General features: G+C 54.2%; 10 protein-coding genes. 5 read left to right on the forward strand and 5 right to left on the reverse strand.

What is annotated here, in order from left to right; genetic code table 11:
• A partial coding sequence (locus VIN66_RS17560) for an efflux RND transporter permease subunit (protein ID WP_331925192.1) occupies positions 1-1,034 on the forward strand: 1,034 nt, incomplete at its 5' end.
• Positions 1,035-1,116: 82 nt separating this feature from the next.
• Here the strand turns inward: VIN66_RS17560 and VIN66_RS17565 are convergent.
• The 5 genes from VIN66_RS17565 to flgA form a co-directional block, all read right to left on the reverse strand.
• Positions 1,117-1,734, reverse strand: a complete 618-nt coding sequence (locus VIN66_RS17565) for a TetR family transcriptional regulator (protein ID WP_331925193.1) — start codon at positions 1,732-1,734, stop codon at positions 1,117-1,119.
• 96 nt (positions 1,735-1,830) lie between these two features.
• Entirely contained in the window at positions 1,831-3,111 is a 1,281-nt protein-coding gene (locus VIN66_RS17570) for a GGDEF domain-containing protein (RefSeq protein ID WP_331925194.1), read from the reverse strand.
• A gap of 32 nt (positions 3,112-3,143) precedes the next feature.
• Positions 3,144-3,575, reverse strand: coding sequence for a flagellar export chaperone FlgN (gene flgN / locus VIN66_RS17575; RefSeq protein WP_331925195.1), 432 nt, complete (start codon positions 3,573-3,575; stop codon positions 3,144-3,146).
• Positions 3,572-3,865 carry a flagellar biosynthesis anti-sigma factor FlgM gene (flgM, locus tag VIN66_RS17580; protein ID WP_331925196.1) on the reverse strand — a complete coding sequence of 98 codons (294 nt, stop codon included), beginning with the start codon at positions 3,863-3,865 and terminating at the stop codon, positions 3,572-3,574. The genes flgN and flgM overlap by 4 nt, the downstream gene beginning before the upstream one ends.
• A gap of 64 nt (positions 3,866-3,929) precedes the next feature.
• Positions 3,930-4,700, reverse strand: coding sequence for a flagellar basal body P-ring formation chaperone FlgA (gene flgA, locus VIN66_RS17585; RefSeq protein ID WP_331925197.1), 771 nt, complete (start codon positions 4,698-4,700; stop codon positions 3,930-3,932).
• 73 nt (positions 4,701-4,773) lie between these two features.
• Here flgA and flgB point away from each other — a divergent pair, with 73 nt between their 5' ends.
• The 4 genes from flgB to VIN66_RS17605 all read left to right on the forward strand — a co-directional run.
• Entirely contained in the window at positions 4,774-5,157 is a 384-nt protein-coding gene (gene flgB, locus VIN66_RS17590) for a flagellar basal body rod protein FlgB (RefSeq protein ID WP_331925198.1), read from the forward strand.
• A gap of 2 nt (positions 5,158-5,159) precedes the next feature.
• On the forward strand, positions 5,160-5,579 hold the full coding sequence (gene flgC / locus VIN66_RS17595) for a flagellar basal body rod protein FlgC (protein ID WP_331925199.1): 420 nt from the start codon (positions 5,160-5,162) through the stop codon (positions 5,577-5,579).
• 12 nt (positions 5,580-5,591) lie between these two features.
• Positions 5,592-6,260, forward strand: coding sequence for a flagellar hook assembly protein FlgD (locus tag VIN66_RS17600; protein WP_331925200.1), 669 nt, complete (start codon positions 5,592-5,594; stop codon positions 6,258-6,260).
• Between the two features lie 10 nt (positions 6,261-6,270).
• Positions 6,271-6,834 (forward strand): flagellar hook-basal body complex protein (locus tag VIN66_RS17605; RefSeq protein WP_331925201.1); only part of this gene is annotated, 564 nt, incomplete at its 3' end.

A 6,834-nucleotide genomic window follows, 5' to 3' on the forward strand; every position in this document is an offset into this window, starting at 1 on the left:
CCCGTAACCAACTGCTGGGTATGGCGGCGCAACAACCTAATCTGGTCAGTGTGCGCCCCAACGGTATGGAAGATGCGCCACAGTTACAAATTGACGTCGATCAGCTAAAAGCCCAGGCGCTGGGTGTGTCACTGCGCGATATCAACCAGACGTTGGCGATTGGCTGGGGCTCTACCTATGTGAATGACTTTGTTGACCGTGGCCGGGTGAAAAAGGTGTACGTGCAGGCAGAAGCCGATTTTCGTATGACGCCGGAAGACATCAAACGCTGGCACGTGCGTAACAGCGATGGTGACATGGTCAGCTTTGCCTCGTTCTCCAGCAGCCGCTGGATCTATGGCCCGCAGCGTTTAGAGCGTTATAACGGTGTGTCGGCGATGGAGATCCAGGGTGAACCGGCACCAGGCACCAGCTCGGGTGATGCGATGGCGACGATGGAGCAACTGATCAGCCAGCTGCCGCCGGGTATAGGTTTTGAATGGACGGCAACTTCGTATCAGGAAAAGCTGTCCGGCTCACAGGCACCAGCATTGTATGCGTTATCAATTCTGGTGGTATTTCTGTGTCTGGCGGCGCTGTATGAAAGCTGGAGCGTGCCTTTTGCCGTTATTCTGGTGGTGCCGCTGGGTATTGTCGGTGCGTTGACGGCTGCTTATATGCGCGGCCTCGGTAACGATGTCTATTTCCAGGTCGGCCTGTTAACGACGATGGGGCTGGCGGCGAAGAACGCTATCTTGATAGTTGAATTTGCCCGCGAGCTGCAGCAGCAGGGTAAAGAATTAACGGCCGCAATATTGGAAGCGGTAAGGCTGCGGCTGCGGCCAATCATTATGACATCGATGGCGTTCTCGCTTGGCGTACTGCCACTGGTTATCAGCTCGGGTGCGGGCTCAGCCAGCCGCAATGCAATAGGTACCGGTGTACTGGGCGGGATGATTTCGGCCACGGTGCTGGCGGTATTCCTGGTGCCGGTGTTTTATCTGGTGATCATGAAGTTGGTTGGCGCGAAAGCGTCGGATATTAAAACTGTGTAACACGCATTAACGGCAGCAGTAATGCTGCCAACAGGTTGTACCTTTGCCGGCTGTCTCAACCCCACGCGAGCAGCCGGTTTTTTTATGCCTTTTTCAAACCCTGCAGCATCACATCTATCAAAGCGCCAGCGTGTTTATGCAAATCACACTGCTGTGGTTTCAGTAGAAAGTTGCTGATAATACCACCGATATACATATGCAGTGAAAAAGCGGCCAGCCGCGGCGATATACCCTCACGCAGCAATCCCATCTGTTCTGCCCGTTCCAATGCCCGCTGCAGTACCGCGACTGTTTGCTCATCCAGCTCATCCTGCTTGGTAACGGCCGGGTTTAGCTCGTCGATATACTCACAGCGGTGAAATACGATCGTCAGTACGCGGTGGTGCTGTTCGCTGCTGGCAATAAGCTGCAGAGCGTTAGTAAACAGTTCGAGGATTTGGCCAAAAGGGTCGTCAGACGGGTTGCTATCAACTTCATTCAGCAGGTGGTGAAATGGCAGCCGTACCCGCTCCAGCATGGCGTTAAATAAATCGGCTTTATTCTGAAAGTGCCAGTAAATAGCGCCACGCGTGACATTCGCGGCCAGCGCGATTTTTTCCAGCGTAGTACGGGAAACGCCATGCTGAAAAAACAATACTTCAGCGGCATCTAAAATAGCTGCTCTGGTACTTTCGGCTTCGGCTTTGGTGCGACGCGCCATCTTGCTGATTTACACCTGTTATCTGTTTAATATGGCGTCGATTTTAGCATAGTTAATACGGTCAGTCGTTAACAAATCCGATTTGGGGGCGTTAGCTTAGCGCGCAAACGCCACCTGATTACGACCGGCTTTTTTCGCGCTGTACAGCGCTTCGTCGGCGCGTTTTAGCAGTTGTTCGGTACTTTCGCCGCTTCGGCGGATAGCGCAGCCCAGGCTGATTGTTACGTGCACGGTTTTGCTGCCCGCATTACTGCCGCGTTGCTGCTTGCCGCTTTTACTGTCTTTCGGTCTGTCCTGCTGGCGGATCACCAGCGGGTAGTCGGCGACGCGGGCCCGTACCTGTTCCAGTTTTTCTGCCAAGGTCTCGGTTTTATTGTGGCTGAACACCAGCGTAAACTCTTCACCGCCATAACGGTAAGCGGTTAGACCGCGTTCGCTGGCCAGTACTGAACCCAGCAGCTTTAGAACCTGATCGCCAACATCGTGGCCATAGGTGTCGTTAAACTTTTTAAAGTGATCAACATCCAGCATGGTGATCGCGCTACGCCGGCCCAGCCGGCTCAAATGGCTGAGTAGCGCACGGCGTTGGGGCAGTTGGGTCAGCTCATCAATGTAGGCCAGTTGCAGCATCTGGCTGCTCAGGCTTAGCAGCAGGATTAAACAGGCGGCGAGCGTCATCCAGCCCGACATATCGGGCTCTTGGATAAACAGGTAGAACGCCATTACGGCCAGCCAGGCACCAAACTGGCCCCAGCGCTGGCTATTGGCCGCGTAAAAGTTCAACAGGCCCAGCCAGCAACTGGCGACGACGGCTATCCACCATAACTGGCCCCAACCTAATAAAAAGCGCTCTGACACCGGCTGAAAAAACGCCGCTGGCAATGGCAGGGCGGCCTGCCAACTAGCCAGCGGTAACCAGAGCAGCGTCAGTGGCGCCAGTAGCACCACTGCAAGCAGCGCCAGGCCACGTTTGGTTAGCAATTGCGGTTTATGCTGCAACTGTAGCAGCAGGGCGATAATGGTAAAACACAGCGGCAAAAAAACACTCAGCGCTAAAGTGCGCTCGTCGCTTAACGGGCGTTGCAGTGCCTGCTGCACCACCAGATAATGGCTGCCAAGCAAGCACAAACTGTATAGCCAGTGCCATTGGCGCATCAGGCTGGCCAGTGCCGCCGTCAGCCCTATGGCTGCGTAAACCAATGCAGGAAATAACGCACTGACAGCCGTCAGCTGCGCCGGAAACTGCCAGTACAACAGTAAAATAAGCGGTAAGGGTAATAAAACGAACAGATGCACCTGAACCTCAACGTTGACTGCCTGGCATACTGCGGCGGTGCGCAGCTGAATATTGGCTGGTAACCTGACTGAGCATGCCACTGCCAGGCTGCAGTGGCAAGCCCGTTATAGGGTTACAATGGCATAGCAGGGTAGCTGGTGCGGCTTTGCAGGCCGGTCAGTTTCTGCATCAGCTGGCGCTGGCTGGCCAGTAATTTACCGCTTTTCTCATTTTTGGCCTGACATAAGCGCGATTTTAACGTCAGCTCCTGCAGCAGTTGGCGGGTACCATGCTGCAGCGGTGCCGGTAACCGGCTGACTAACTGGCGTAAACCGGCAGCCGTGTTGGGTAAACCAAACTGCTGCAACAAGCTGTCGCGCGCAGTGTGGCTGTGTTGTACCGCTGTCATCAGTTGTAATGCTTGTTGATTCAACTGTTGCAGCGGCTCACTGCTGCGCCGGCTCATCAGTTCGTATTGCTGGTCCAGTAACTGGCTCAGGGTGTCCAGCCGTTGCACATCCTGTTGCAAACTGCTGATAAAATGCTTCAGCAGCTCGGCACTCATTTTTTATGCATATCCACAATAGCGTTGACCAGCGCATCCTCGTCCAGCACCAGCTCACCCCGGGCAATGGCTTGCTGCAACTGACGCACTTTATTCATATCGACACCGTCGTGGCTGGCCATATTGGCAAAGCTTTGTTCGAGCGCGCGGCTGGCACCACTGACATTACTGGCCGGGGTGTCGGCTCCGGCTGGGCTGGCTGTTGCTTTCGCCGTGCCCGGGTTTTGCTGCTCTTGTGTCAGCCGGTTTACCGGGTTCACCTGCAAGCTGTGTTTAGGCTCAATTTTCATACTGGGGGTTCCTGCAATTCTGCTCTGTTAATAATAAGCGGCGCCCTGGCGGTAAAACTTAAATTTATTTCTGTGCAGATTCGACGTTATTTTCTGCGGTAACGATGGCATCCAGCACCTTACCGGAGCTGATATTCTGCACGCTGATACGCTCGCCCAGTACACCGTCGCTAAGGGCGATGGCGCTGGTACTGACGGCGAAGCCATCGCCACGGTAATGCAGCGTAACCTGAGCACCTTTTTGCACCAGATACGCCGCTTGCAGCAAGTGCCTGCTAACCACATCGCCCGCGCTGATGCGGCGCTTTACTATCATGCCCAGCAGCGGCGCAGCAGAGAATTCCAGCCCGTGGCGCAGGGTACTGACTTCCTGCGGTTGTATGCTCAACATGTCGGCGCTCAGTACTTCGCCGCGCTCCAGTGTTCTGGTTGTCACCACCAGCGGTAACCACAGTTTTACCTGTGCCACAGCGCGGCTTTGCCAGCGTTTAGGGGCCGTGCAGGCCAGGCTGTAACTGAGCCGGCCCAGTGGGGGCTCGCTTTGCTGTGGCCTTTTAATGTCAAGCTCACTGCAGTTTCGCTCATCGAGCGAGCCGGGCAGGCTGAGCTGAATGTCCTGTCGCTGCGCTTTGACACCGAGCTGCTGCAGATACTGCGTAAGCTCTGATTCAACCTGCTGTTTCAGCGCCGTTTCCACCGGCACTGCCAGCACTGTGCCGCTTGAGAGCCACAGCAGAACCATCAGCGTGACCGCAAGGAAAGTACCACGCTTCCGCTGCGGAAGTAACGCTTCCGCTTTTGGCCGGACAAGAGATGAAGGTGTTGGGTAATTCATTGATAAATATCACTTTTAAAATGTGGCACAGAGCTTGTAAAACCCAATGACAGCAATGGCAACCTGTTTCTAAGTGAGTAATCTGCACATGTTTGATAAAGCGCTCGGTGTTCACCCGTTTTCACTGCAACTGCGCATGGACAGAGCCGAAATTATTGCAGGCAATCTGGCCAATGTCGATACACCGGGTTTTAAAGCGCGGGATATCAATTACAAGCAAATCATGCAGGACGTGGCGTACCGCGTAGAGCACGGCCAGAACCGGCCGCTGACGACAGCCGAAGACGGCCATCAGCTACTGTACCGCACACCTTACCAGGCCTCGGCAGATGGCAACACGGCAGAGCTGAATATTGAGCAGGCAAACTTCGCTGCCAACACTATGGATTTTCAAACCAGCCTGACATTTTTAAATATGAAAATCAGCGGCTTGCAAAAAGCCATTAAAGGGGAATAAGGATGTCTTTTAACAGCATTTACGATGTCAGCGGCAGTGCAATGCGCGCCCAGGTGATGCGGCTTGACACTATCGCCTCTAACCTTGCCAACGCTGACACCGCAGCCAGTACAGAAGCCGGTGCTTACCGGGCATTAAAGCCGGTGTTTGCTGCGTTGTACAAACAGACTACCGAACAGCAAAGCCTGGCGGCAGAAGTACAGATGTTGGGCATTACCAGCTCCAGCCGGCCGGTAGAGCAGCGCTACGAGCCGAATAACCCGCTGGCAAACGCTGACGGCTACGTATTTTATTCCAACGTCAACGTGCTGGAAGAAATGGCGGACATGATGGCTGCGTCACGCAGCTATCAGACGTCAGTTGAAGTGATGGGCCGGGTGTCCAGTATGCAGCAAAGTGTGCTGCGTCTTGGCCAGCAGTAAAGGAGTAACAGCGTGAGTGCAATCAGTGGCTTAGGTGCCAGCAATAACAACGCCGCCAGCAACGCTATCGCCGGTAATGGCAATAACGCTGAAGGCTTATCAACCATGTTTCTTGAACTGCTGGTGGCACAGATCAGCCATCAGAACCCGCTGGATCCGATGGATGGCACCCAGTATGTCAGCCAGCTGGCAGAATTTGCCAATGTGGAAAGCCTGCAAAGCCTGAAAATTGATTCAGGCAAAAATCTGGAACTGCAGGCCAGTCAGCAGGCACTGCAGGCTACCGGGCTAATCGGCCAGCAGGTGGATGTTGCCGCAGACAGCATAGTGCTGGAGCAGCGTGGCGAGATTAAAGGCGCCATTAACCTGGGGGGTGAAGCAGACGCTGTTGAACTGCGGCTGTATAACGCCGAAGGCAAGCTGATGCAACAACAAAGCCTGGCTTACAGCGGCGTGGGTACGCTGCGTTTCGCGTTTGATGAGCAGGCAGCAGGCGGTTACTACGTGCAGGCTGATGCCATCATCGCTGGTAAGCCGCAGCCGCTGACAACCCTGCTTAGCGGTGAAGTGGAACGGGTGTCGCTGGGTAGCAATAAAGACGACATTATTTTACAGATTAATGGTTTAGGTAATCATTCGCTGCTGGATACCAACCAGCTGGCGCTGGGTGGAAACAGCTAAGGATTTTACTATGTCTATGTTCAATATCGGCTTAAGCGGCCTGAAAACGACACAGAAAGCACTGGAAGTAACCAGTCACAATATTGCTAACTCTGGTACCGCTGGTTTTAAAAGTGGCAGCGCTGAGTTTGCCGCCGTCTATAACGGTGGTCAGCGTGGTGGCGTAGATGTCAGTGACATCAAAGAAAATTTCAGCCGCGAAGGCGGTGTTGTCAGCACCGGTTCGGCGCTGGATTTAGCCATTACCGGCAAAGGCTTTTTTGTCGTGTCAGAAAATGGCCGTATGGCCTACACCCAGGCTGGCCGCTTTGATCTGGACAAAGATCAGAACATTATTAACAGCAGCGGCAACCGCCTGCAGGGTTACGGCATTGATGCGCAGGGTAACCTGGTGCCGGGTGTGTTAACCGACCTGAAAATTGAAGCGGCCAATATACCGGCAGAGGCATCAACGGAAGTGGCGTTTTCGCTGAACTTAAGCTCGGCCAGTGATGTGTTGCCGGCAGCCGGTTTCGATCCGGCCGTGGGCAGCAGCTACAACTATTCGCAGTCGAGCGAAATTTTTGATTCGCTG

It is taken from the genome of Rheinheimera sp. (assembly GCF_036568245.1).
Lineage (GTDB): Bacteria > Pseudomonadota > Gammaproteobacteria > Enterobacterales > Alteromonadaceae > Alishewanella.

What these genes read in the sequence shown, in the direction of transcription:
- flgN (WP_331925195.1), bottom strand. Translation starts at nt 3,575, where the DNA reads ATGAGTGCCGAGCTGCTGAAGCATTTTATCAGCAGTTTGCAACAGGAT.
- flgC (WP_331925199.1), top strand. Translation starts at nt 5,160, where the DNA reads ATGTCTTTTAACAGCATTTACGATGTCAGCGGCAGTGCAATGCGCGCC.
- flgA (WP_331925197.1), bottom strand. Translation starts at nt 4,700, where the DNA reads ATGAATTACCCAACACCTTCATCTCTTGTCCGGCCAAAAGCGGAAGCG.
- flgM (WP_331925196.1), bottom strand. Translation starts at nt 3,865, where the DNA reads ATGAAAATTGAGCCTAAACACAGCTTGCAGGTGAACCCGGTAAACCGG.
- VIN66_RS17565 (WP_331925193.1), bottom strand. Translation starts at nt 1,734, where the DNA reads ATGGCGCGTCGCACCAAAGCCGAAGCCGAAAGTACCAGAGCAGCTATT.